We start from the raw sequence: 23,317 nt of genomic DNA on the forward strand, positions 1-23,317 counted from the left end.
CCTGATGAGCATTAACCTAAGTAATCATCTAATAAAAGCAGCAAAAGTTAGTGGCCAAGTCGCCTTGTGGTTTAGCTTGTTGTTAGCAACTAACTTTACTTTACAGGCCGCAGAACTTGCGTCGCTAGGCAATGAAAGTGCTACGACAAAGGTCACAACAAAACCAGTGCGCGATATTATCGATCAAGCCAATCTTGCTTCATATTATGCCGGTGACGATGGCAGCGCTGAAGCACGGATGATTATTGTTGATGAAAACGGTAACCGCCAAATGCGCCAATTCACCATTTTACGCAAAGATGAAAAAGATCTGGGTGATCAAGATATGTTGGTGTTTTTTTCCCAGCCAAGCAATGTCAAAGACACAGTGTTTCGCGTCGAAAAACAACTTGAATCTGATGACAATCGCTGGTTATTTTTACCGGCACTGGATCTAGTTAAACGCATTTCTGCTGGCGATAAACGCACGTCTTTTGTTGGTTCACATTTTTATTATGAAGATGTTTCTGGCCGCAATCCTAAAGAAGACAACTTTACCTTAGTCAGCGAAGATAAAGACAGCTACCTGATTAACGCGGTAGCAAAAGATCGACAAAGTGTCGAATTTAGTCGCTATACGGTGAAAATTGATAAAGCTAATTTCTTACCAATTGAGACTATCTATTTCGACCAAAGCAATCAAGCAGCGCGCAAAATGACGGTACTACAAGTGAAAAACATTGACGGTATCGCCACCGTGATGAAATCACGCATTACCAACCTAAGCAATAATAGTTATACCGAAATGCAATTTCGACATGTTAAATATAACCTAGGCTTACCTGACAATATTTTTAGTGAGCGTAGCATGCGCACGCCACCTAAAGCTTGGTTAGAATAATCGCTAAACTATTTACCTAACAGCATCATGCCTATGCCATTCGCACAGGTAATATGGTTAGTCAGATTTTAGCCCGGAAAGTTGACGGCATAAAGGTGAACGGCCGCTATTCATTGTCTCCTTAGATGCCAATAATAAGGCGCTAAAGACAAAACGATTAATTTAAAGAAGGTGATGACCATTAATAATAGTTTATTAAGCAAAAGGTTTTTATGCCATACACTGCTACCTTGTCTACTAATTTTAGCTAATACTTCCGCTATAGCTAATAATGAAAATATCACCAAGGCGCAGCAGACAACTGACTCTAGTGATGAATGGGCAGAGTCCTGGGTCGAAGCGCCACCTCCGTCACCATGGCAGTTAACCGGTTTTGTTGAGGCTGGCTACGGGCAGTTTTTACAAAATAATATTGTCGAAAATAGCGCGTCACTGAATGAGATTAGCGCTAGAGTCAATCTCGATTATAGCCATGAACTTTTCGAGGCCAGTGGCCAACTTGACAGCTACTATGATGCTGTATTGGCCAACACAATTTTTCACACCCGAGAACTGAGCATTAGCGCTAGCCCGTTTAGTTTTGTTGATATAAAAGCGGGTAGGCAAGTACTGACTTGGGGCACTGGCGACTATCTGTTTCTCAATGATTTATTTGCTAAAGATTGGCAGTCTTTTTTTTCTGGCCGAGCCGATGAATACTTAAAAGCGCCATCGAACAGTGTTAGAAGTAACTGGTTTTTTAACCAAGTTAATTTCACCTTAGTATGGACACCAGAATTCACCCCTGATAACTATATTACTGGCGAACGTTTCTCATTTTATTCGCCTCAAGCACAGCAAATAGTCGCGCCAGAACAAGGTTTTTCCGTCGATAAAACCCATCAGGCACAATGGTCTGCTCGCTTAAAAACCCGTATTAATGATGTTGAGTTTTCACTTTATGGTTATCAAGGTTTTTGGCCAACACCTGTGGGCAGTAAAATCTTAGTAGAAAACCTAGGGGGGAATCCCTCTTCAAGCCAAAGCCAAAACCAAGCTTATTTTCCAAGGCTAAATTCATGGGGCGTTAGTGCCTTAGCGCCGTTTAAAGGCGGCATCGTCAACTTTGAATACGCTACGTATAATAGCATTGAAGATCAGCACGGAGATAACAATCTGATCGCCAATGGCCAACACAGATTGTTAATAGGCTATGAGCGCGAGCTAGCGAAAAATTTCACCGCAGGCCTGCAATATTACCTAGAGCGCACTAAGCATTATCAAGCTTTAGTTGCTAATAGCCTAGTGCCTGAGCAATTAGTTGCTGAAAATCGCCACTTATTAACCCTACGTTTAAGCTATCGCGCGCAACGACAAACACTGCTTTATTCGCTATTTACTTTTTATTCGCCTAGCGATAAAGACGGTTATGTTAAACCTGCCGTTAATTATCAATATAATGACCAATGGTTATTAAGTGCTGGCGCTAATGTGTTTTTTGGCCAGCATGAGTATTCTTTTTTTGGCCAACATCAAGATAATAGCAATGCTTGGTTACGCGTGCGTTATCAGTATTAACCTAGCAAAGCCGTCAATATCAGCAGATGATATGACTAAAAAACTCATCTGCTGGTCACTGGTTTACAGCAAAAGAAAGTAAGCCCAGCTCACCAATAACAGTAACCAAGGTAGAGCCGATAGTGCTCTAGCGTTATTAGCTGAGCTTTCTGGTTTAATGCTTTCGGTAGCTATTGTCTCTGTTGCTTCATTCGCTTTCGCTGCGACTGTTTTTTTACGTTGCTTGTCGCGCTCGCGGCCCTTAACTTTTTGTTGTTTCTTATATTCACTGATGCCTTTTTCAATACCCTGAGCAATCAATTTTGTTTGCTCTTTGGTTTGTGCTTTTTTTTGCGTGCCTTTAGCAACACGTAAGGCTTCATTTTGTACTTCGTTGGAAACTTTTGTCGTCACTTGAGCTGTCAAAGTTAAACTCCCTTAATTATTTTTAATCATTATCTAATGATTGTATAATGCCATTATTAACACAATATTTTAACCACAAAGCGTATTAGTTTATGGCTGCTGCGGTAAACTATCGGCAACTAATTTGACTAACACCTATAATATAGAGATAAGCATGAGCGATTCACTTAGCACCGCAAAAAACCAAATTACACAAATGTTATCAATGCAAGATGCGATGAATTCACGGGTTAGCGAAACTTGGCGAGATAACAATTATGAATGGTATCGTGCCATTTGGGTTGAATGTGCAGAAATGCTAGATCACCATGGTTGGAAGTGGTGGAAACACCAAGAAATTGACATTGCACAAGTACAATTAGAACTAGTTGATATATTTCATTTTGGCTTAAGTTTACGCTTAATGACTGGCGACTCAATTGAAGACATTAGCCAGACCTTAGCCACTGAATTAAGCCAAAACAGTGGCGAGCAAGATTTCAAAATTGCTTTAGAAGCCTTGGCATCGAAAGCCCTTAGTGATAAAGCCTTTGATGCCTTAGCATTGGCGGACTGCATGCGCTTAATGTCGATGGATTTAAACGAGCTGTTTCGCCAATATGTCGGTAAAAACACCTTGAATTTTTTCCGTCAAGATCACGGTTATAAAGAAGGTAGTTATATTAAAATTTGGCCTGGTGGTGAAGATAACGAAGTGTTAGCAAATTTAGTTAATACCCTAGACGCCAGTGCGGTTGATTTCCAGCAACAACTTTATGTCGCATTAGAAGCTAAGTACCCAAAGTAAAAGATTAAAACAAAACATTAAAAATCAATTGTTTGCTTGATATTTCAACTGTAATTAATTTTATTAATTCACTACTCAGTAGATAAAACCATCTCTGGCTCATTTTTTGCTTTATCTAACTAACTAAGATAAACGTCAAAAAATTGAACTGCCGGAGATGTATATGGAACTCATTCTATTTGCCATGATCAGCCTAATTGTTATTGTTGGTGTGCTTGTTAGCCGCTTAAACGATAATAGTTTTCCCTTTCCTTTCGATCGTAAAACTGCCCTGTTTACTCCAGCAGAAAAAAACTTTCAAAACCTGGTTGAGCAAGCTATGGGCTCAAAGTATCGCATTATTAATCGCGTTAAACTTGCCGATATTGTTAGCATTCGCAATGGCGTATCAAATCGAGCGGGCCAAACGGCAACAAATAATGCGAATAGTAAATATTTAGATTTTGTTATTTGTGAACGCGATAGCATGAAATTACTCGGCGTCATTGATTTAGTTGACACCCAAGGTAAAGGCTACAAAATTAAAAAAGACTGGTTTGTTAGCGGTACACTTGAAGCAGCAGCCATTCCACATATTCGTATAAAAGTAAAACCCAATTACACTATTGATGAAATTCGCAGCTGTATTAATAGCAGGATATTAGGTAATAATGCACCTACACAAGCACCAAAAGTGAAAGGTCGAATTATTCCTGCGCCTTTAGTGAAAGCTCGTCCAAAACCATCCGGTGTATTCACCTCTTCAGCCGCACAAGCAATGTTGGCAAAAGATACGCCAGCTATGGCTAGACAGGTTTCGTCTGCTCAAGTAGCGGCATTACCTCACTAAATTTATTTATTGCCTTGGTATCAGGTGCTAAATAAAAGCTAAAGCAGACATTGTTGTCTGCTTTTTTGTTGATAAATCACCGCTCCACTTAAAGCGCTGATTTCAGCGTTAAGCGAAGCAATCAGCTTAAGGCGCAAGACTTGATAAGGGCGATGCTACTTTCAAATATTGTTAAAAGATTTTATGCGCAAGTCGCGCTATAATCCGCCCATAAACCTTGGCGAAATCTGTTCGCTAAAATCTTTACAGGATAAAAGTTAATGAAAGCAGGCATTATCGGCGCAATGGAGCCAGAAGTTGCAATTTTAAAAGCAAAGTTAGTCAATGGCCAAACATCCACGCATGCTGGATACACATTTTATCAAGGGCAGTTAAATGGCTCTGACGTGGTTATTGTGCAATCAGGTATTGGCAAAGTAGCGGCCGCCTTAGCAACCGCGATACTTATTGATAAATTTCAGCCCGATTACGTGGTTAATACCGGCTCTGCTGGTGGTTTTGACCAAGCACTTAAAGTGGGTGATATTGTCATTAGCTCAGAACTGCGTTACCACGATGTGGACGTGACCGCTTTCGGTTATGAAATAGGTCAATTACCGGCGAACCCACCGGCCTATATTCCCCACCCTGAACTTGTTGCCGCGGCAAAAGTGGGTATAAGCTCACTTGATAATGTGCAAACTTTGGTTGGCTTAATCACCACAGGTGATACCTTTATGACTAAAGATGAAGACATTGCCAAAGCTAGGGCTAATTTCCCCACTATGGCGGCAGTAGAAATGGAAGGAGCCGCTATTGCGCATACCTGCCATCAGTTTAATATTCCTTTTGTGGTGATTCGCTCAATGTCTGATATTGCCGGCAAAGAGTCGCCAAGCTCGTTTGAAGCTTACCTAGAAACCGCATCGATTAATTCTTCTAAGTTAGTCATTGGCATGTTAGATGCGTTAAAAGGTACAACACTAAACTAATGGCAAACCTGAGTAATATACTAACCAGCTCAGAGCTGTATTCTGCCGCTATAACGCTATTATTGCTCATAGCGTTAAAAGCATTGATCAGTCAGTTTGTTACTCAGCAACCGTTAGCTTTTTTCAATTTTTACTGTCAGCGCCTAGCCGACAAAGTGAATCAACAAAATAGTAGTCCACGCCAACAAAAAATTTCAGGCTTAATCGCTATTTTAGTAACTTTAGTGCCATTAATGACGATTTTATCGCTATTTGAAATGTTTATTGAAGTGCCTTGGCTTTGGCAGGCGTTATTACTTTACTTTGCATTAGGCAGCTTAGGGTTAACTAAAACCTGCAAAGGGGTGGCACGAGAGTTAGTTGCCAATAACCATTACCAAGCAAAACAAAAAATAGCGCCCTATTTATTACGTGATACCCAGCAATTATCGCCGTTAGGTGTTAGTAAAGCCTGTATAGAAATGCAAGTGCTACGTAGCTCACAATTACTGGTTTGCGTTGGCTTTTATTATCTAATTTTTGGTCCATTGGCGGCATTAACTTTTCGTTTATTACTTGAAATGCATTATGCTTGGAATATAAAACTTGTGCGTTTTTCCCACTTTGGCGCGGCAGTAAATTATATTGTTACACTACTGCAATGGCTACCGTCACGTTTATTTTCCTTGCTGCTTTTACTTGGCACAGTTGGCCAAAACACCTTGCTGTATTGGCGTTTAATCCGGGGCAAGTTTTTCCAAACCAACAACGCCATATTATTGCATATACTGGCCTTAAGTTTAGAAATAAAATTGAGCGGTGTCGCTATGTATAATGGTGATAAAGTCCGTAAAGCCAGTTTTAATGACCACGCAAGGCAACCGCAAGCCACTGACATTATTCATGCCAGCAAACGGATAAATTACGCCTTATACCTGTTTATTTTATTGCTGATGCTATTGGCCATCATTTCTTATTCTGTTACTGGTCAGGGGTAAGTAAGTGTTTCAATTTCAAGTCTAATACCGAGTCATTCAAGCTCAGATGGCATGATAGCAATGGCTATAACAGCTGTTCGCCATGTCAAATTTCGATTAAATGGCGATTAAAAGCCTTTGCTATCACCGCAATTTTGCTAAACTATCAAGCCTAAAACACCAGTAAGCTTAAAACACCTTACTTTAAGTAAAGGCTAGATTTTATTACGTCATAGGAATTTATTATGAAACTTATCACCACAACATTAGCTGTTTTATTGAGCGCATTCTCGCTTTTTACTTTTGCCGAGCAAACCACCACTATTTCACAGCAAGCATTGTTAACCTTAATGGCAACGCCTGCGAATAAAACCGTGATATTAGACGTGCGTACGGCTGAAGAATTTGCCGAAGGCCATATTGAAGGCGCGATCAATATCAGTCATAAGCAAATTAATGCCAATCTTAATAAAATTATCGCTTTGAAAGATCAAACCGTCGTGGTGCATTGTAAATCAGGCCGTCGTGCACTAAGTGCTGAAAATGACTTACGGGCTGCCGGTTTTAGTGATCTTCGCCATCTCGATGGCGATATGAATGCTTGGCAAGCTGCAGATTTACCTCTAATAAAATAAGCAAATAAGTACTTTAAAAAATGTCAGACTTACTCTACCGGCTTGATCTATTCGGCGTTATTGTTTTTGCCTTTTCAGGGGCATTAATGGCCGGGCGCTATAAACTTGACCCCTTTGGTGTGGTGGTGTTGTCTGCGGTTACCGCGATTGGCGGCGGCACCATTCGCGATGTCATTCTACAAACACCCGTATTTTGGGTCGAAAATCCGGTTTATCTTTATGTTATTGTGGCTACTGCGCTACTGACTATTATTTTTATTCGTTGTCCAAAACGCATTCCCAAACGACTTTTATTGGTTTCAGACGCCTTTGGTTTAGCATTATTTGCCGTATTGGGTACCGAAAAAGCACTCAGTCTAGGTATAGCAGTTCCTGTCGCCATTGTGATGGGCACAATGTCAGCCGTCGCTGGCGGCATGATACGCGATGTCTTGTGTAATGTAATTCCAATGATTTTAAGAAAAGAAATTTATGCTACCGCCGCTATCTTAGGGGGTACATTATATACTTTATTACTATATTTTAACTTACCCCAGCATATCGCTATTATTGGCTCAATATCGGGCGCATTGTCGTTACGTTTAGCGGCAATTTATTGGCACGTAACCTTGCCGGCTTTTGATATAATTGAGCAAGAAGACAGCAAGAAATAGCGTTAATTATTGCTAGTGAACTAAGTTAACAGCTAGCTTAGTTCACCTAAAAATTTACACTCAGCATTAACCCCTAGACCTAAGTTAAAAATCAGCCTGTAGCATGCTATTAATCGGCTATGGGAAATAAACCTTGTCACCTATTTTTTTCCTAACCGTTATATTCAATTTTATCCACCGGTTAGCCGTTTAGGATCGAGTAATGCAACAAGCTCGGTTTCACTAATATCGGTTAGCTCTAGCGCAACATCTAATACGGTTCTTTTTTCTTGATGCGCTTTTTTCGCTATCTCAGCGCTTTTGTCATAACCAATCAAATTTGTTAATGCCGTTGCCAGTATCGGGTTTCTGACCAAGTTTTGATTGATCATTGTATGGTTGACTTGCATGTCTTTGATCACTTTATCAGCCAGTGCACTGCTGCTTGAACTCAATAGCTGAATACTTTGCAGTAAAGTATGGCCAATTAAAGGCAACATGGTGTTGAGTTGAAAATTGCCCGATTGTCCTGCCAAGGTAACGGTGGTGTCATTACCAATCACCTGAGTGCAAGCCATGAGTACCGCTTCAGGGATCACCGGGTTAACTTTGCCAGGCATAATACTGCTGCCTTTTTGTAGTTCGGGTAGCTGTAATTCATTTAAGCCATTTAATGGCCCACTGCTCAGCCAACGAATATCATTACTGACTTTACTCAAACTAACCGCCGTAGTTTTGAGCATACCACTGACCTGTACGGCTGTGTCTTGAGCACTTATGGCTCGAAAATAATTATCCGCAGGGCTCAGTGTTAACCCAGTTCTTTCGCTTAATACCCGGGTTACAATCGCAGCAAACTCAGGATGTGTGTTAACACCTGTACCGATAGCCGTGCCACCAATGGCCAGTTTGCATAAGCTAGGTAAGCTATTTTTAAGCTGGTCATGTGCATAACTAATTTGGCTGCTCCAGCCACTTATTTCCTGAGCGAAACTCAATGGCATAGCGTCCATTAAATGTGTTCTGCCCGTTTTAATCGTGCTGTGATGTTCACTTGCTTTTGCATCTAAGGTATCGCTCAAATGTTGTAGTGAGGGTAACAATTCATCAGAGATAAGCTTTGCTGTACTTAAGTGAATACATGACGGGATAACGTCATTAGAGCTTTGCCCCATGTTCACGTCATCGTTTGGGTGAAGATTAATTTTTTGCTGACTATGTCGCTTGACTAACGAGGCAATAACTTCATTCACGTTCATGTTAGTGCTGGTGCCAGAGCCGGTTTGAAATACATCAATGGGAAACTGATTAACGTGAAAGCCGTCAGCGACTTCTTTGGCAGCCACTTGAATAGCAGCAGATTTATCGGCATCAAGCAGCCCTAACTCTTGATTAGCTTGTGCACAGGCGCTTTTTATTGTCGCTAGTGCCCAAAGAAAGGCCCGCGGCATTTTTAGCTCGCTAATGGTAAAATTAGTCAGGGCTTTGGCCGTTTCACTGCCATATAGTATATCGGTTATCTCACAACTCTTAGAGCTTTTATTGTCGTCATTTTTTTGCATTTAGTTATCCTTTAATTACTTGAGAATAGTAGCTTGAGAATAGTAGCTTGAGAATTTTTTGTCGACTGACTTTTTGCCCATGGGTAATGGGCATATTACTGTGAGAATATATTTAGTCTGACTACTTATTGAACATAAGTTTATTTTTAATCTCTGCTAGATACTCAACATCATTCAATTTGTCTTCGTTGTATTCTGGACATGCTTGTATTTGCTCAAAACTAAGATTACAGGTAACCGATTTTTCTTCCCAATTTAACTTATCTAAATGCTTTGGAGAAATCAGTACTTTTTTGCCGCCAGGTAGCCAATCACGGGTATCAACCACAATGTAAAGTAGAGACCAACTATCGGTGTCACAAATGAAGTCTTTGATATAGCCTTTTTTGCCATCTAAAGCATCTATACCGTAATGCGTAATCTCATGGGTTGAACGAAGATGATTGCTAGTTTTAGTATCTTCACTTTCGCTGCTATCTTTTGGCAATGCATTTGGATTAACCAAAGCCATTGGATACGCGTATTCACCCCATGCTCCAGGTCCCACCCAATAGTAACCATAGGCATAATAATCAAAATAGCTCTTTTCAAACTCACGGGAAACTGTTTCGTGTTCATCGATTTGTGGACTGTTCTTAACCTTATCTTTTGTTATAGACACGTTAAGTTGCTGCGCTTCAATGTCGTATTCAAGCAATGATATAGGGCTTATCAAGGTTTTTTCACTTAAAGGTACCCAAGGTTGAATATCAACGACCATAAATCTTATGGTCCAGTGTCTATCATCAAAATACACATCGGTTACCTGCCCAACTTCACCATCTACTGCATGAATAGTACTGCCATTTAGCGCTTCCAAATTGACTAACATCACTTTCTCCATCTTTGTTCGTTATATTTAACAATTAATTTTCATCAAAACGTCAGAATTTTCGCTCTCATACGCCAATAATAATTTCAGATAATTTGCGTACAAGTTCCTTACTTTGTATGGAGCGAAATTACTTGTTACATTATTTAGAGTACATACTATAATTATAGTTCAAATTTTATTTATTTGAATATAAGAACAAAATAACCTATAAAAACTTAGGATTAAATTTAAACACATAAAAACTAATAGTTAGTACACTAACTAAAAATAAATGGTTAGCACAAAAATTTAATGACTTCGGATTGAGTTTTATGTAACAAAGGGATGGGTTAAAAGTCATAGCGGCAGTGACTAATATGTTCAGTAGCAGTCTCATTTTATTAAACTTAATACGTAGTGTGTTAGTGATGAATAATCAGGCTATAACAATAATAACTTTATTTACCTTGTTCAGTGACTCGCCTGATTATTGTTGATATATGGCGTAGCATTTAGCCACTAAACTACTGGTAATAAATGGTAGCAAAAACACCGCCTACAACAATACCAATAACCATATCTAGCACATTTCCTTTCAAGGCAATACTTTATATTCCGCAAATATTTTCTTCATATGGTCTCAGTTTTAATGATTAACTGTAGTTGTATCAATAGTGATATAACTACAGTTAACCGTTAAATATTCACTTTGTCTGCTTTTTCTTAGGCATAGCAAAGTTCGCATAAATGGTTGTTGCTGTACCCGCAATAAGAGACAACATTGCGACACCAAACATGGCATTATTTTTAGCTTCAAAAGTCAAAAGATATAAGCCTAATGCAACAAAGCACAAACCCACGGAAATAAAAGCTTTTGGGTGTAGCGTTATCAACCGAGATGATAGTGCATATTTTGCTGCTTTAGGTTTAGCATGAGCAGCTGTTTTTCGTTTATGTTTATTTGTCGGCATCACCAACTCCTTAGGTTAACACCCGCAAACGCGAGGTTTTATCAGTATAAATCAATTGAGTTCACACAAAAAAATCATTAGCCGTGACCTTATTGATATCACCACACAATACTCATCTAATGCTTGCTGGCAAAATAGTGCCATTAACGAGTGAAATATAGTGGCTTAAATATAAACGAAGCATGATAAAAATTCGACTTTTTTATACTTTTAAAGCACTTAAAGAGTAAATTACACCCATCGGCAATAGCTGATAAATTGTTGGCTAAAAGTTTAGTTAGGCGAGGTATTAATTATGCACTTAACATTCATCAGGATTTGAGATGGCCACTGACTATTTTAATCTAAGGGGTGACCTAAGCAATGAATACACTAATAGTGTTTAATTTGATGACTCATACTTTTAGCCTAGGGCTAACATGGCATTATTAACTATACAAAAAAGAGTGTTGGGCTGGTAAGAAGTCGAATAGGTGTCGACTGTGCGACACCTATTATTATGAGTTATGTATTATGGGTTATGCTTTGGTAGTCGCTCTTAGCATCCAAGCTGTCTTTTCATGTATACGCATACGGTCAGAAACTAGTGAGGCCGTTGATTCATCATCAACACCTTGGGCAATTTTTAAGACTTTACGGCAAGTTTTAATCACTTGCTCGTGTCCTTTAGTGAGCAATTCAACCATCTCAGCTGAGCTTGGCACTCCATCTACTTCTTTAACAGAGCTGAGTTTTGCAAACTCTTTATAAGTACCAGGTGCTGGCACATCCAGTGTTCTAATACGTTCAGCAATATCATCGACAGCAATGGCCAATTCTGTGTAATGTTCTTCAAACATTAAATGTAACTCACGAAATTGTAAGCCAGTGACATTCCAATGAAAGTTATGTGTTTGTAAATATAGCGTGTAAGAATCTGCTAAAAGCTGCTTTAAACCATCTGATATTTCTGTTCTATTTTCTTTATTTATACCAATATCTATATCTGTCATTTTATTTCCTCATGTTGAACATTATGAAAATCATACCTACGCCGACTAAACGGCGAAATATAGCTGGCTATAATTGCTAAAAACGGCCACTAGCCAGCTGTTTAGCGCCCGCTTGAGTAAATTACATTGTGCTATTTATACGGTTTGGTTTAGCTTATTAACGATATTTTTAACCGCCTTTTCAGCCAATAATAAATCAAAGCTATTTTTGTAGTCCAAGTGGACAAAACCACCATAGTGTATAGCTAAATATTCAAATGTATCTGCAGGTGAAATATTCTTTAACGCTAAATCTATAACCTCAATACCTAATTGGCGCGCAATTAGATCAATTAATTTCCCCGTATTGTCATCCCGTCTCGAACTACCGATTAGCGCAATAGTTTTATTCATGCTCAAAACTACTTAAAATATAGACAGAAATCCCTTACAAGGCTAACTTAAAAGCTTGTGGCTTAGTTAAAAACCAGCGCGGTCATTCGTCGATTAAACAACTAAAAACCTATGCTATCGACAATAACGATAACATAGGTTTTATTGCTTTAGATACCGCAGCAAGCCTTTGTATTAAAAGCAGACATCAATAACGACAGGTTATTTCAAGGCTTAGCACTTATTTTTATTCCCATAATAACGCTGTTGAAAATTGTGCTACTGAGTTTGTTTTAAGTACAAATAAAGGTATGGCCAGCGTAAAATTAATACAGTGATAGTAAGCGCTAAAGTTTAATCTACTACCTATTTACTGGCGGTAGTTATCAAAAAAACGGCTAACTTGACTGGTTTAATAAGAATAGTATAACCCTGGATATTGCTCAATTAATTGTCGATGACTGAGTTAATTTTAGTTGTTTTTTCAACTTCGCAAAAAGCAATAAAACCATTACAATGCGATCATTTACAATTGTCATACAGGCTATTTAATTGAAACTCAGTAAAAGATTACAGCATATTGAGCAAATGGTAACAGCAGATTATACCCACATTTGGGATTGCTGCTGTGATCACGGCTTTTTAGGGGCAAGCTTATTGTCTCGACAAGCAGCCCAAAATATACATTTTGTTGATATAGTGCCTGAGCTAATAACACTAATAGAAAGTAAGCTACAAAAGTTTTTCCCACATTCGGTTTCAGCATGGAAAACACATTGTCTTGATGTTGCCAAGTTACCCTTGCAAGAATACCAAGGCAAACACTTAGTCATTATTGCGGGTATTGGCGGTGACTTAATGATGCAATTCATCGATGATATTCAGCAAAAACATTCCGACATGAACATTGATTTTTTGCTCTGCCCCGTCAACCAACAATTTGCACTACGTGAAAAATTAATCACGCTAAAGTTCAGTTTAAAAAATGAAGTGTTAGTTAAAGATAATGGCCGCTACTATGAAGTGATCTTGGTTTCATCATCAAGCGATACTGATAAAGAAATTAGCCCTGTAGGACATGACATTTGGCAATCAGTTAGCGCTGAACAAGCAAGTGTCGTTAAACAGTATTTAGATAAAACACTCAAGCACTACAAGCGAGTTCAACAAGGAAGCACAGTAGATATTGTCAATATCATTAGTGCTTATAATAGCAAAACCTAACGTCCCTGTTTTAGTGCTTTAACAGCTTGAATACAGTAGAAAAAACTAATAGTCATTTCTCCTGTGCATCATAGCTTGCATGGTTGTTGAACTAAGCTTGTTTATATGAAAACCCTTCACTCTGACCCTATAGATATAGCGTCTATAAATACAGCATAAAACTAATACCTAACACTTTCAAAACCACCCTTTTTTTCACAGACCTGTTTTAACAGTCAGGTACATAAGGTTAAGTCCCACAAAATAAAAGCTGTTGTATAGTTAATATATCCGCTTTATTCTTTTAATATTGTCAATTTCAATTTATGATAAAATTATTTTTCAAAGTTAATCGTACACATTTTTGAAAAAATTAGTGGAAGACTTTAATGGCAAGTAAATTTACCGACACAGAAAATAATGCTGACAAAGCGCCAAATAGAAAAAATTTGTTGGCCTTTTTTCGAGGTACTTACTCCCCTTGGCTGATATTTTTATTAACTCTGTTTATTACTTTTATTGCTTGGTCGATTACTAACAAATCTCATCAACGTCATACTCAAGATTTATTCACCTTTGAGGTCGAACAAACCCTTCAAGCGATCGAACAACGCATGCAAGGCTATGAGCAAGTTCTGCGTGGCGGTATAGGATTATTTAAATCAAGTACTCATGTTACTCGTCAAGAATTTCATGATTATGTCACCAATTTGGAAGTTGATAAACATTGGCCTGGCATTCAAGGTATTGGTTATGCTGTTATGTTGAAGCCAAAAGAAAAAGACTTATTTGTCAATGCTCTGAGGCTAGAAGGCTTTAATGAATTTAATGTTTTTCCAGCAGGTCTGCGTGAACAATACAGTAGCATTCTCTATCTTGAGCCATTCACAGCTAGAAATCAGCGCGCCTTTGGCTACGATATGTACTCGGAAAAGTCTCGTCATATTGCTATGGACACTGCTCGCGACAGTGGCGTTGCCGCATTTTCCGCTAAGGTTAAGCTGGTTCAAGAGAGTGGCCATGATCTGCAGAATGGATTTCTCATGTATCTCCCTTTATATCGAAATGAAGCAGCCATTGAAAACATAACCCAGCGCCAAAAAGAACTCGTCGGTTATGTATACAGCCCATTTCGCATGGATAATTTGATTAAAGGCATTCTCTTAAGTGCTAAAAATCACCAAATAAATTTTTCAATATATGATGGAGATTCACAAGCGGTAGAAGATCTCCTTTACAGCCCCCAAATTAAGCCAGACCCTTTATCTAATGCTGATATAAAAGCATTTACACCGCGTTTTTCTGTTGTTGAAACCATTGAGTTTCCAGGCCGAAATTGGACCTTACACTTTCGTAGTACCGAGGTTTTTGATAGCATAGTTAAAAACAACTTGGCGACATTAATCGGCTTTACTGGCACAATTTTATCGGTATTTTTACTGTTTGTACTGCTAAATATTGCCCGTAGCAGTAAAAAAGAGCGCGAGACAAGCGCAGCATTAAAAGTATTGATCGACCGATTAAAAGCAGGCGCTTCAGCTGGGATTGTTGGGATTTATGATTGGGATGTTAAAAATAATATTTTGCATTGGGACTCTGTCATGTACAGATTATATGATATAGACAAGTCAAATGTTGAAGATTTACAACAGGCATGGTTTTCCAGAATACATATAGACGACCAAACATATGTTAACGGTGAAATACAGGCGGCCCTTAGAAGTGAGCGAGAATATAACCTAGAATTTCGTATTTTGTGGCCGGACAGCTCAGTTCATTATATTAAAGCGGTATCAAAAACCTCTTTTGACCATGCCGGTAGAGCGATTCGGATTGTTGGCGTAAATTATGACATTACTGAGCAAAAAAACCTGCAAATACATCTTGATAAGCAAGCCTCATATGATCAATTAACCCAGCTTCCTAATCGTCGTTTGATCAATGATAGATTAAAGCAAGCGCTAGCCTTTGCTGATCGCAATGAAAAAAGTATGGCTATTCTTTTTATTGATTTAGACGGCTTTAAACAAATAAATGATAGCTATGGCCATCATGTTGGTGATTGGTTGTTAATCGAAGTAGCCAACCGTATTCAAGCTTGTTTGCGCGCTACCGACACCGTTGGACGTTTAGGTGGAGATGAGTTTGTAGTGATTATCCCTGCTATTTATCAGTACACAGAGGATGTAGCCAATAAAATACGAATAACTTTGGAAAATTATTTTGTCATGGATAATGATGAGGTGATGAATATTTCCTCAAGTATTGGTGTGGCAATTTATCCTCAGCATGCAACAGAGCAAGCTCTGTTGATGGAGTGCGCGGATAAGGCAATGTATGAGGCAAAGAAAAGAGGACGGAATAAAGTGATGGTTTTTGGAAATTTTTAATTTTTAATTTTTAATTTTTACAGCTTGAAAAATCGAAAAATTGAAAACCAAATGACAAATTTTTCTTTGCTGCGCGACAAAATACTGAACACACCTAAGCATGCATGCGCTCCAAAATTTTATCACTGAGTTAATCTTTACGGCAGAAAAAGGTCCGGCGAACGCCGCCTGAAATAGAGTGTTCATTAAGCGTATCAATTAAACAGATGAGTTATTTTCTGGTCATAAGCATAAAGAATTTTTTTGCTGTCACTAGTAAAATAATGCTAATAAAACGGCTAATGATTTTCAATTAACTAGAGATATTGAAGTTGATTTTTTAGTCACAAATCACTCAATATCCTTGCCTGCTTACTTTATTATTTTAATTGCTTTTGGTTCTATTATTACTGTTGATTATTATTGCTAGTTTTACATTGGTTATTAGCCACTCTCTAACACGATAGTCATAACCCACACATATTTTAGTCTTTTTATACTCAACTTTTTATACTCAACTTTTTATACTCAATTATCTCACCGTTACAGTCTTATCTTGCTTGGTTTCTGCGGCGAAACAATGAAGAGATATGAGTGGTAAAAGTAAAGCTAATTTTTTCAAAATATGTCCTCATATTTTTTGATCATAATAACAAATGTCAAAAGTGGTATTTTTACTAACCGCTTTGCTAAGCGAAAAATAATACTTAGCTATAGTCTTCGCAAATCGATGACTAAGCATCATTTACTGTTTAGGTAACTTATCGATTTTTTAAAAAATAAACTCTTTGGGTTTTCTAAAGCGATTTCCGCATCCAGCGCTTTAATGCCTTTGACTGAGCGGATGATTAACCAAATCACCCAAAATAAAAGAACAATACAACACGTTGAAATAAGAGCAATACCTTGGGTGATTTTACGCCACTCAGTTAACACAGCCCACACTTATCCGGCCTATTAATTTACTTATATGCAGGTACGGCTAATGAGCACATTTTGTTGTTTAATTTCACTAGCATTTTTGTCGGTTACTGCGATCGCCAAATCTATTTTAGCTGCAGTGCATTGCTCAGATAGTACTTTATTCATTAAATAAGTTTGATCTTTTTGTTGCTGGGTTAGCCCTTCAGCGCCGCTGTATTGATCTCTGTCTTCAGGGTTTCTATCTTTTTGGTACGGGGGTGGTTGAGTTGCGCCGCATGCTGTTAAGAAAACGAGCAGCGATAATGGTATTAATTTATTGAACATTGTTTAAACTCCCTGCGCCAATAGCGCTGTATCCTTGTGCCTATAGCACTACATATGGATAAGTATTAGTAAAATCAGCACCATATTGCTTACTTAACTAATATTAACATCTCATAGTATTAGTTATTTAGAAACCGTTAATATACACACTTTTATCAACAGTAATATATCAACGAAATCTTTGGTCGAACCGTTATTTTCAACCTAGGCTAAATTAGCTCGAGCTAAGCTATATTAACTCAAGTAAGTTAACTCAAGCTAGGTTAACTCAAGTCAAATTAAGTCATTAAGCCTCAATACCCCAGCCATCGTTGAAGCCTTCAAATTTTGTTGCTAGCAGCTCAAACTCAGCTTCTTGCGCGACAATAGCGTCATAACTTGGTGTCATGGTGACTGTGCAGTTTAAATCCCACACATTGGGCAACTCGTCGGGTTCTAGCGTTACCACCATGTCTGGCGCTTTTTCCGCTAAATGCTCGATCATAGCTTGCGCTTGTATTTCTTTTTCAAATAAGTGGAAAAATACTACTGGGTGCATTTCATTTAAGTTAATGCCAGCCGCTTGCATTTCAGTTAATACTTGGCCTGTTTCATCGTCGGGGAAGGTCATATCAGATACAATTTATTAAAAACAATACCTTATTATATACCCAAACCCATCTAAGATGCTCGTTTGGCTGATAATTAAAAGCTATTTGGGCAAGACAATTATTTTTAGCGCTGGCTGTATAAACATTGCGCTAGCAAAAATAATTAACGCCGCTTAAATAGTCTTTTAAGCGACGGGTGAGATGATAATTAACACTAATTAAGTGTATTCACTAGCGTGCAAATATTTTGCTGACAAGCAAGTTGGCTCTGCGGATTTACCGTTGGACAAGTGTTCATCGTAATACGCTGCGTGGCTATTTTTTTAAGTTGTGATGCTCCTATAACATTACTGGCTAACTTGCAGTCAATATTCTTGAATTTAACGGTAACGACTTGGCACTGTGCTAACGTTATGCAAGTTAAGTTGTTGATCAATGTGTTTTCAAATTTAGTCATAATGTTAGCGTCAGTTTCTGGTTTGGCCACATCGGTAATACTCTGACGTAAAAGCGGTTTTTTTTGCTGTAGCTGAGTCTGTTGCGCCAATGGGTACTTAGGTGGCATGGTGGCTTTTTCATTTTCCGACAGAAAATAGCCCAAACCGAGTAGAATGACCATAAAACAGGTCAAGGTAAATAATGTAATAACTAGCCACTTAATCGTCATGTAAGCTGCTCCTTTAAGTTAACAATTTGGCTTATATTTTTGCCACGAGGATAATCGCGCAACATGCTATCAACCGCTTGACTAATTTTTTCCTGCATTTCACGGCTATTATCTTGAGGTTTAAAACCTAACGGATAGATACTGCGCCAGACTGAACGTTGATTTTCTGGGTCGATAATATCGATGATCAAACTACCGGGCTCTAGCTTTTTTTCTAACTCTAGGCGCGTGTTTTTGCCTGCTCTTAAACAATAACCACAATATTTTACCTGCTGATCATATTTTTTAAGTTCGGCAAAATTGTTATCAATCACATGATACGCAATAAGTATATCGGCCTTGATAAAAGTTTTATAACGTAAGCCATTTTCGTTAAAGCCCTGTTCAATAGCCAGTTCAATGGTGTTGCGGATAGTGTCGTTGAGGTTTTGTAAATCACCAAAGGCGGAGTTACGACCATAAGTGCTATAGCTTTCAACGGCCGAAAAATCAAAGCCATCACGAAATGACGTGGTAGCACTGTTCATAGATGAACAAGCAACCAAGTTGATTATTAACGCCAAGCAGCTAAGTAATCTAATATTTGTCATGTTAGCTTCAAACAATAAATAATCCCCCTAGATTACCAAGCTAGTTGTAAATTACAACTTTTCCTATGATATCGCTACCCTTTCACACCGACATACATGGAGATGTTAATCTCGTAAGGCCCTGTTCTTAAAAGGATGTAGCCATAAGGGTAATGCAGGAGCCATTATCGAGATGGCTAGAAACGACTATGTGAACTTGACATGACCTACATGGATGTAAGTACTTGCTGTAGATAAAAAACCAGTAACAGCTACTGGATTCTTAACAACAAGCTATTTTTATAAGGCTTACTTAACTGTAACCTTAGCAAATTTACGTTTACCGACTTGGTATATTGCCGTTGAGCCAAGGCTGATCATCAGCTTATTGTCGACAACTTTCTCGCCTTCAATTTTCGCCGCACCTTGCTTTATCATGCGCATAGCTTCAGAGGTACTGGCGACTAAACCTGCTTCTTTTAACAAGTTAGTAATGGCAATTTCACCATTTTGGGCCATCACGTCTATCTCTGATATGTCGTCAGGCACAGCACCTTTTTGAAAGCGGTTAATAAATTCTTGATGAGCCGCTTCAGCTGCTGCCTTGTCATGAAAACGCTCAATTAGCTCTTTAGCTAAGTCAATTTTCACATCACGAGGATTAGAGCCTGCGGCAATATTTTCTTTATAACCATTAATCACATCAATCGGTTTAAAGCTAAGTAGCTCATAGTAACGCCACATTAAATCATCAGAAATCGACATGATTTTACCAAACATATCATTCGGTGCGTCAGTAATACCAATATAATTATTTAATGACTTAGACATTTTTTGTACGCCGTCTAAGCCTTCAAGTAACGGCATCATAAGCACAGTTTGTGGACGTTGCCCTTCTGCCTTTTGCAGTTCACGGCCCATTAATAAATTAAATTTCTGGTCGGTACCACCTAATTCAACATCAGCCTCTAAAGCAACTGAGTCCCAACCTTGCACTAAAGGATACATAAACTCATGAATGGCAATGGCTTGGCCGCCGTTATAACGTTTTTTAAAATCGTCGCGTTCCATCATACGCGCAACGGTTTGGCGTGAAGCTAGCTTTAACATACCTGCGGCGCCAAGTTTTTCCATCCACGTTGAGTTAAAGGCAACCGTGGTTTTCGCTGGGTCTAGAATTTTAAACACTTGTTCTTTATAGGTTTCAGCGTTTGCTAAAACATCTTCTTTCGTTAATGCCTTGCGCGTAACATTTTTACCGGTGGGATCACCAATCATGCCAGTAAAGTCACCAATTAAGAAAATAACCTCATGACCTAACTGCTGAAACTGCCGTAACTTATTTATCAATACGGTATGACCCAAATGTAAATCTGGTGCTGTTGGATCAAAACCAGCCTTAATTTTTAACGGTTTTCCTAGCTTTAACTTGGCCAACAATTCATCTTCTAGCAGAATTTCTTCTGCACCGCGTTTTATTTCTGCAAACGCTTGGCTTACATCTGACATTACTAGGCTCCACAGGGGTGTATATATACTTTCTACTTCAAGGTGCGGGTATATAACAAATAAATTAATTAATTGTCGAATTCTACTGTAATTTTAACCGTGGTGAAAACCCTATCATTGTTTAGCACGATATTATTTTGTTATAATAAAAAACAGTTGTCGCATTAAAACTCAATTTATAGGCCTTATCTTTTTGAAAAATATAAAAAATTTATATTTTGCCCTGCCAAAGCAGCATCAAATAATTATTACTGCATGTGCTGTTGTAGTGTTATTTTTATTAATTATGCCGTTAAAGCACAGTGATCAAGCAACGTTGAGTAACGATGTCGAATTTAAAGTGGGCCAGCGCTATCAAGTCGCTATACCCGAGCAGACAGGTTATGTTGATCCGCCCGTTAGTCTTCAATTACCCGTTCAACCCATCGACGCGTTACAAATTACACAAGAGCCTATCAGGGATCTGCCGAGTAATATTGAAGAAGACGCGGCACAATTGCAGTGGCAATCAGTCAAGGTAAAAAATGGCGACTCGCTAGCAAAAATATTTAAACGCAATAGCTTAGATGCCACCACCACTTACAAAGTGATCACCGCCGAAGGTGAAGGTAGTAAATTGCTGAAAAAACTCAGTGTTGACGACATCATGCGCATAGGTAAAGACGGTGAAGGTAACTTAGTATCACTTGAGTATCCATTATCAAAAAATGAGACCTTATTCGTTAATTTACAAAATCAGCAATATCACGCCTATAAAGAGAGCAAAAGTGTTGAGATACGTGAAGCTATTGCCCATGGCGTGATTAAAGCAAATTTTTGGCTTGCTGCTGCCTCTGCGGGTCTAAATGATGGTCAGATTATCAACTTAGCAAATGTTTTCGGCTGGGATATTGATTTTGCTTTGGATATTCGTGAAGGCGATAGCTTTAATGTTGTTTATGAAAACCAATATGTTGAAGGTGAGTTTATTGGCACTGGCAACATAGTAGCGGCAGAGTTTATTAATCAAGGTGAGACTTTTCAAGCTATTCGCTACACTAACGGTGTGTATTACTCTCCAGAAGGCAGAAGTATGCGCAAAGCGTTTTTGCGGGCGCCGGTAAGCTTTAAATATATTAGTTCTAATTTTAAACTCAAACGTTTCCATCCAGTACAAAAACGTTGGAAAGCTCACCGTGGAACCGACTATGCGGCTAAAACAGGTACACCGGTTGTTGCCGCAGGTGATGGTAAAGTCGTACAAGCGGGTTACGACAAGTATAATGGCCACCACGTATTTCTACAGCATGGCAACGGCATTGAAACCAAATATATTCACTTTTCAAAACGGGCCGTTAAGAAAGGCGAACGCGTCAAACAAGGACAGGTCATTGGTTATGTCGGCTCTACCGGCTTAGCAGCAGGACCACATTTACATTATGAATTTTTACTTAATGGTGTACATCGCAATCCTAGAACCGTGAAGCTGCCAGACGCTGAACCTATTAGTAGTAAATATCGACAAGCATTTGACGTGATAGCGAAACAGCGACTAGCAGAGCTGATGGGTTCACGACGTATAATGCTCAGTATGCAGTCAAGCGCGGAATAATATGAGCAATAAAATGCGATATATTGGCCTAATGTCAGGCACTAGCGCCGATGGCATTGATCTCGCGCTAGTCGAATTTGATGAAGATCAACCACAACAAGCCAATGGTGCAAGTTTACTTGCAAGCTATTATCAGGCTTACGATAACAACACTCAACAAAAAATAATGAGCTTATATAACGCTAGCGCTAATGAAATTGATCGCGCTGGTAGCCTGAATATCGAATTAGCTCAGCAATTTTCTCAAGCCATTATAAAATTTTTACAGCAAGAAAAACTCTCTTCAGCAAATATCACCGCTATCGGTTGTCATGGGCAAACTATTCGACACCGCCCAGTGAAAACCTCACAGATAACAACACCTTTTACCCTGCAAATAGGCTGTTTACAAACCTTAGCGTTATTGACCGGCATTCGTGTGGTTGGTGATTTTAGAACCAAAGATATTGCTCTAGGTGGCCAAGGAGCGCCATTAGTACCTGCTTTTCACCAAGCTATTTTTGGCTCAACTGAAAAAGACGTTTTTGTGGTCAATATTGGTGGTATTGCTAATATTACCTTTCTACCAAAAAATTCTCCCCATAAAACCACGGGTTTTGATACCGGTCCAGGCAATGCCTTAATGGATTATTGGTTTGAACTGCACCAGTCAGGACGCTATGACGCTAAAGGCCAGTGGGCCAATTCAGGTCAAGTCTGCCATAAATTACTGCAAGCGATGTTAAGTGAACCCTACTTCTCGCAAGCTGCCCCTAAAAGTACTGGAAGAGAGTATTTTAATGCTCAATGGTTAGCAAAATTTACCGACCAAAGCCGATTAACACCTGCCGATATTCAAGCAACATTAACCGCATTAACCGCCAAAACGATCGCACAAGAAATCAACCAATTAAGTACGAAGTCTGACGTATACATTTGTGGTGGCGGCATTGAAAATAACTACTTAGTTTCATTATTAAATCAAAAGCTTAACAATCATTTAGTAGTCAATACTCAAACCAAAAATATCAATAGTGATTCATTAGAGGCTATGGCATTTGCTTGGCTAGCCTTGGCATTTGATAAAAATATTTTTGGTAACATTCCCGCGGTAACAGGGGCTAACAAGCCGGCTGTCTTAGGTATCAGTGTTAAGCCTTAAAAATAACTAGATATGAATATTTTTCTCT

At 38.7% G+C, this 23,317-nt stretch carries 23 protein-coding genes; 12 read left to right on the forward strand and 11 right to left on the reverse strand.

What is annotated here, in order from left to right; translation table 11 throughout:
• Nucleotides 1-4: 4 nt before the first annotated feature.
• On the forward strand, nucleotides 5-880 hold the full coding sequence (locus H4J59_RS18105; RefSeq protein ID WP_182241376.1) for an outer membrane lipoprotein-sorting protein: 876 nt from the start codon (nucleotides 5-7) through the stop codon (nucleotides 878-880).
• A 174-nt stretch (nucleotides 881-1,054) separates the two neighbouring features.
• Nucleotides 1,055-2,437: a hypothetical protein gene (locus tag H4J59_RS18110; protein ID WP_182241377.1), complete on the forward strand. Its 1,383-nt coding sequence runs from the start codon at nucleotides 1,055-1,057 to the stop codon at nucleotides 2,435-2,437.
• A 63-nt stretch (nucleotides 2,438-2,500) separates the two neighbouring features.
• Here the strand turns inward: H4J59_RS18110 and H4J59_RS18115 are convergent, their stop codons facing one another.
• Nucleotides 2,501-2,842 (reverse strand): DUF2956 family protein, encoded by a 342-nt coding sequence (locus H4J59_RS18115; RefSeq protein ID WP_220469881.1) that lies wholly within the window; start codon nucleotides 2,840-2,842, stop codon nucleotides 2,501-2,503.
• A gap of 154 nt (nucleotides 2,843-2,996) precedes the next feature.
• Here H4J59_RS18115 and H4J59_RS18120 point away from each other — a divergent pair, with 154 nt between their 5' ends.
• The 6 genes from H4J59_RS18120 (at nucleotide 2,997) to H4J59_RS18145 (ending at nucleotide 7,673) form a co-directional block, all read left to right on the forward strand.
• Nucleotides 2,997-3,629, forward strand: a complete 633-nt coding sequence (locus H4J59_RS18120) for a dUTP diphosphatase (RefSeq protein WP_182241378.1) — start codon at nucleotides 2,997-2,999, stop codon at nucleotides 3,627-3,629.
• Between the two features lie 163 nt (nucleotides 3,630-3,792).
• Nucleotides 3,793-4,458, forward strand: a complete 666-nt coding sequence (locus H4J59_RS18125; protein WP_182241379.1) for a DUF2726 domain-containing protein — start codon at nucleotides 3,793-3,795, stop codon at nucleotides 4,456-4,458.
• Between the two features lie 260 nt (nucleotides 4,459-4,718).
• Nucleotides 4,719-5,429, forward strand: a complete 711-nt coding sequence (mtnN, locus tag H4J59_RS18130) for a 5'-methylthioadenosine/S-adenosylhomocysteine nucleosidase (RefSeq protein WP_182241380.1) — start codon at nucleotides 4,719-4,721, stop codon at nucleotides 5,427-5,429.
• Nucleotides 5,429-6,406, forward strand: coding sequence for a cobalamin biosynthesis protein (locus tag H4J59_RS18135; RefSeq protein WP_182241381.1), 978 nt, complete (start codon nucleotides 5,429-5,431; stop codon nucleotides 6,404-6,406). Before mtnN ends, H4J59_RS18135 begins: the two co-directional genes overlap by 1 nt.
• 224 nt (nucleotides 6,407-6,630) lie before the next feature.
• Nucleotides 6,631-7,020, forward strand: coding sequence for a rhodanese-like domain-containing protein (locus H4J59_RS18140; RefSeq protein ID WP_182241382.1), 390 nt, complete (start codon nucleotides 6,631-6,633; stop codon nucleotides 7,018-7,020).
• 20 nt (nucleotides 7,021-7,040) lie between these two features.
• The gene (locus tag H4J59_RS18145) at nucleotides 7,041-7,673 is read left to right on the forward strand and encodes a trimeric intracellular cation channel family protein (RefSeq protein WP_182241383.1); all 633 of its coding nucleotides are present in this window, start codon (nucleotides 7,041-7,043) and stop codon (nucleotides 7,671-7,673) included.
• Between the two features lie 170 nt (nucleotides 7,674-7,843).
• Here the strand turns inward: H4J59_RS18145 and H4J59_RS18150 are convergent, their stop codons facing one another.
• From H4J59_RS18150 to H4J59_RS18170, 5 genes are all read right to left on the reverse strand, one after another.
• Nucleotides 7,844-9,214, reverse strand: a complete 1,371-nt coding sequence (locus tag H4J59_RS18150) for a lyase family protein (RefSeq protein WP_182241384.1) — start codon at nucleotides 9,212-9,214, stop codon at nucleotides 7,844-7,846.
• 121 nt (nucleotides 9,215-9,335) lie between these two features.
• On the reverse strand, nucleotides 9,336-10,085 hold the full coding sequence (locus H4J59_RS18155; RefSeq protein WP_182241385.1) for a PRC-barrel domain containing protein: 750 nt from the start codon (nucleotides 10,083-10,085) through the stop codon (nucleotides 9,336-9,338).
• A gap of 686 nt (nucleotides 10,086-10,771) precedes the next feature.
• The gene (locus H4J59_RS18160) at nucleotides 10,772-11,038 is read right to left on the reverse strand and encodes a hypothetical protein (RefSeq protein WP_182241386.1); all 267 of its coding nucleotides are present in this window, start codon (nucleotides 11,036-11,038) and stop codon (nucleotides 10,772-10,774) included.
• A 518-nt stretch (nucleotides 11,039-11,556) separates the two neighbouring features.
• Nucleotides 11,557-12,030 carry a Dps family protein gene (locus tag H4J59_RS18165; protein ID WP_182241387.1) on the reverse strand — a complete coding sequence of 158 codons (474 nt, stop codon included), beginning with the start codon at nucleotides 12,028-12,030 and terminating at the stop codon, nucleotides 11,557-11,559.
• Between the two features lie 135 nt (nucleotides 12,031-12,165).
• Nucleotides 12,166-12,423: a hypothetical protein gene (locus tag H4J59_RS18170; protein ID WP_182241388.1), complete on the reverse strand. Its 258-nt coding sequence runs from the start codon at nucleotides 12,421-12,423 to the stop codon at nucleotides 12,166-12,168.
• 531 nt (nucleotides 12,424-12,954) lie between these two features.
• Here H4J59_RS18170 and H4J59_RS18175 point away from each other — a divergent pair.
• Nucleotides 12,955-13,626: a tRNA (adenine(22)-N(1))-methyltransferase TrmK gene (locus H4J59_RS18175; RefSeq protein WP_182241389.1), complete on the forward strand. Its 672-nt coding sequence runs from the start codon at nucleotides 12,955-12,957 to the stop codon at nucleotides 13,624-13,626.
• Nucleotides 13,627-13,994: 368 nt separating this feature from the next.
• Complete coding sequence (locus H4J59_RS18180; protein WP_182241390.1) at nucleotides 13,995-15,995, forward strand: GGDEF domain-containing protein; 2,001 nt, start codon at nucleotides 13,995-13,997, stop codon at nucleotides 15,993-15,995.
• 945 nt (nucleotides 15,996-16,940) lie between these two features.
• Here H4J59_RS18180 and H4J59_RS18185 read toward each other — a convergent pair.
• From H4J59_RS18185 to tyrS, 5 genes are all read right to left on the reverse strand, one after another.
• Complete coding sequence (locus H4J59_RS18185; protein WP_182241391.1) at nucleotides 16,941-17,222, reverse strand: hypothetical protein; 282 nt, start codon at nucleotides 17,220-17,222, stop codon at nucleotides 16,941-16,943.
• A 286-nt stretch (nucleotides 17,223-17,508) separates the two neighbouring features.
• Entirely contained in the window at nucleotides 17,509-17,832 is a 324-nt protein-coding gene (locus tag H4J59_RS18190; protein ID WP_182135924.1) for a ribonuclease E inhibitor RraB, read from the reverse strand.
• Nucleotides 17,833-18,026: 194 nt separating this feature from the next.
• A complete protein-coding gene (locus H4J59_RS18195) occupies nucleotides 18,027-18,479 on the reverse strand; it encodes a hypothetical protein (protein WP_182241392.1) in 453 nt (150 codons plus the stop codon).
• Nucleotides 18,476-19,069 carry a DUF4136 domain-containing protein gene (locus H4J59_RS18200; protein WP_182241393.1) on the reverse strand — a complete coding sequence of 198 codons (594 nt, stop codon included), beginning with the start codon at nucleotides 19,067-19,069 and terminating at the stop codon, nucleotides 18,476-18,478. The genes H4J59_RS18195 and H4J59_RS18200 overlap by 4 nt, the downstream gene beginning before the upstream one ends.
• 288 nt (nucleotides 19,070-19,357) lie before the next feature.
• The gene (tyrS, locus tag H4J59_RS18205; protein WP_182241394.1) at nucleotides 19,358-20,557 is read right to left on the reverse strand and encodes a tyrosine--tRNA ligase; all 1,200 of its coding nucleotides are present in this window, start codon (nucleotides 20,555-20,557) and stop codon (nucleotides 19,358-19,360) included.
• 193 nt (nucleotides 20,558-20,750) lie between these two features.
• Between tyrS and H4J59_RS18210 the strand changes: the two genes are divergently transcribed.
• Nucleotides 20,751-22,148: a peptidoglycan DD-metalloendopeptidase family protein gene (locus tag H4J59_RS18210; protein WP_259369594.1), complete on the forward strand. Its 1,398-nt coding sequence runs from the start codon at nucleotides 20,751-20,753 to the stop codon at nucleotides 22,146-22,148.
• Nucleotide 22,149: 1 nt separating this feature from the next.
• Entirely contained in the window at nucleotides 22,150-23,289 is a 1,140-nt protein-coding gene (locus H4J59_RS18215) for an anhydro-N-acetylmuramic acid kinase (protein WP_182241395.1), read from the forward strand.
• Nucleotides 23,290-23,317: the final 28 nt, after the last annotated feature.

It is taken from the genome of Colwellia sp. MB02u-10 (assembly GCF_014077185.1).
In the GTDB taxonomy this organism is placed as follows: domain Bacteria; phylum Pseudomonadota; class Gammaproteobacteria; order Enterobacterales; family Alteromonadaceae; genus Cognaticolwellia.

Coding starts and splice junctions, on each gene's coding strand:
- H4J59_RS18150 (WP_182241384.1), bottom strand. CDS start 9,214: ATGCAAAAAAATGACGACAATAAAAGCTCTAAGAGTTGTGAGATAACC.
- H4J59_RS18155 (WP_182241385.1), bottom strand. CDS start 10,085: ATGTTAGTCAATTTGGAAGCGCTAAATGGCAGTACTATTCATGCAGTA.
- H4J59_RS18185 (WP_182241391.1), bottom strand. CDS start 17,222: ATGTTCAATAAATTAATACCATTATCGCTGCTCGTTTTCTTAACAGCA.
- H4J59_RS18215 (WP_182241395.1), top strand. CDS start 22,150: ATGAGCAATAAAATGCGATATATTGGCCTAATGTCAGGCACTAGCGCC.
- H4J59_RS18190 (WP_182135924.1), bottom strand. CDS start 17,832: ATGACCTTCCCCGACGATGAAACAGGCCAAGTATTAACTGAAATGCAA.
- H4J59_RS18125 (WP_182241379.1), top strand. CDS start 3,793: ATGGAACTCATTCTATTTGCCATGATCAGCCTAATTGTTATTGTTGGT.
- H4J59_RS18110 (WP_182241377.1), top strand. CDS start 1,055: ATGACCATTAATAATAGTTTATTAAGCAAAAGGTTTTTATGCCATACA.
- H4J59_RS18140 (WP_182241382.1), top strand. CDS start 6,631: ATGAAACTTATCACCACAACATTAGCTGTTTTATTGAGCGCATTCTCG.
- H4J59_RS18180 (WP_182241390.1), top strand. CDS start 13,995: ATGGCAAGTAAATTTACCGACACAGAAAATAATGCTGACAAAGCGCCA.
- H4J59_RS18170 (WP_182241388.1), bottom strand. CDS start 12,423: ATGAATAAAACTATTGCGCTAATCGGTAGTTCGAGACGGGATGACAAT.
- H4J59_RS18145 (WP_182241383.1), top strand. CDS start 7,041: ATGTCAGACTTACTCTACCGGCTTGATCTATTCGGCGTTATTGTTTTT.
- H4J59_RS18105 (WP_182241376.1), top strand. CDS start 5: ATGAGCATTAACCTAAGTAATCATCTAATAAAAGCAGCAAAAGTTAGT.
- H4J59_RS18195 (WP_182241392.1), bottom strand. CDS start 18,479: ATGACGATTAAGTGGCTAGTTATTACATTATTTACCTTGACCTGTTTT.
- mtnN (WP_182241380.1), top strand. CDS start 4,719: ATGAAAGCAGGCATTATCGGCGCAATGGAGCCAGAAGTTGCAATTTTA.
- H4J59_RS18160 (WP_182241386.1), bottom strand. CDS start 11,038: ATGCCGACAAATAAACATAAACGAAAAACAGCTGCTCATGCTAAACCT.
- tyrS (WP_182241394.1), bottom strand. CDS start 20,557: ATGTCAGATGTAAGCCAAGCGTTTGCAGAAATAAAACGCGGTGCAGAA.
- H4J59_RS18165 (WP_182241387.1), bottom strand. CDS start 12,030: ATGACAGATATAGATATTGGTATAAATAAAGAAAATAGAACAGAAATA.
- H4J59_RS18120 (WP_182241378.1), top strand. CDS start 2,997: ATGAGCGATTCACTTAGCACCGCAAAAAACCAAATTACACAAATGTTA.
- H4J59_RS18135 (WP_182241381.1), top strand. CDS start 5,429: ATGGCAAACCTGAGTAATATACTAACCAGCTCAGAGCTGTATTCTGCC.
- H4J59_RS18200 (WP_182241393.1), bottom strand. CDS start 19,069: ATGACAAATATTAGATTACTTAGCTGCTTGGCGTTAATAATCAACTTG.